Annotated in this window: 1 protein-coding gene; it reads left to right on the top strand. The window is 51.4% G+C overall.

The window, feature by feature from the left end; translation table 11 throughout:
- Positions 1-107: 107 nt before the first annotated feature.
- Positions 108-1,365, top strand: a 1,258-nt coding sequence (locus BSZ32_RS18595) for an Ig-like domain-containing protein (RefSeq protein WP_165788578.1), incomplete at its 3' end; no start/stop codon positions are given.

Below are 1,365 nucleotides of genomic sequence, written 5' to 3'. Positions count from 1 at the left end.
TACCAATCGGGGACACACACCCAAGCACAAATGGCGCCTACATCGCTGCAGCTTCAGTTTACACTCGCATCTGGGGGGAAAGTGCAGCGGAATCTAGTCACAACCCTTTGCCTGCAGTCGCCGCGACTGTCCAGACTACGGTTACCGCCAACATCGGAGTTCAGCAATATACGGGCAAATTTAGTTTTCAGAATCCCTACCTGATGTTAGACGACAAAAGGCGGTCTATCTTTTTTGAGAACTGGGGAAGCAGTACGGAACTCGGGGTACAATTGGCCTGCCGGTCCGCGATAGCCGGAAGCAAGATTGGTTTTGAGGCAGGGGCAGAACCTTATGCGTGGAATCATGGCCGAGAAGGCGGCGGCAGTAAAAGTTACAGAATTGATGCCTCTCAGTGGCAGTTAGGTTTTGGGTACAAGTTTCGGTCCTACACATGGAACCAACCGATCCCGACAGCAAATGATACTCATATAGGCCAGATTCATGATGAGTATAAGTCTGCAAATCATATGAGTACGCGTGGGTCGACAGCCAGAATCGTTCCATGGAGGCTTCTCTGGGCACAGCTTCATCAAGTCTATCCTGATCTCAACCCTCTTGCAGATAATGCTGGGCACTTGAGTTATGGACATGGCTACGGAATCTCTAATTACATGTACACGCTCTATTCGGGGCGGTGCCCACTAGGAGTGAAACCATCCCCCATGACAGATCGGTGGCAAGCACAGAAAATAGGGTACGAAACAGCCTGGCGGGTTGGCCGTTGCCAGATGAGAGCCCCTGGGTTCAAGGTGATGCCCTCTTCCGTGAATGCCCACACGGTCACACCGACCACAGCCGAAACCATGTCGGTTCAGTTCATCCTCCCACCAGAAAAGCCCGTCACTGTTCAGGTATCCGTTTCTAACGCAGCAGCGATTGTTAATCCCAAGTATCTGACCTTTACCCCAAGCAACTATGACACCGCGCAGTTTGTACATGTCCAGGGACTGCCGGGGGGATCAGCTTCGGAACCTTTCGCCGTGCAGTTTGATACCGTTTCTGAGGACCTGGTGTATCATGAACTAAACGACTCCTGGAGCTACTCGACCGAACGCAGTTCTGTAGAAGCGGTGACGGTGACGGTGATCGAACAAGCAGACCGATCTCTCACCATTCCAAACAGAAATGCTACAATGATACCTCTAAATGTGTCGGGCAGTGTGCCAAGCAACACGACTTTTTCCCATCCACTCCACGGCACCATCAGCTGGTTCGGTGAAAACGTCATCTATACACCTGCGGTGGATTTTGTTGGAACTGATAGTTTCTCATTTGCCGTCAATCAGGGCGGAACTATCACAAGGGGGCACGTCATCATCACTC

The organism is Rubritalea profundi, from assembly GCF_002954445.1.
GTDB classification, from domain to species: domain Bacteria; phylum Verrucomicrobiota; class Verrucomicrobiia; order Verrucomicrobiales; family Akkermansiaceae; genus Rubritalea; species Rubritalea profundi.
Note: the sequence above shows the minus strand (reverse complement) of the source record. Positions and strands in the feature narration are given on the sequence as shown.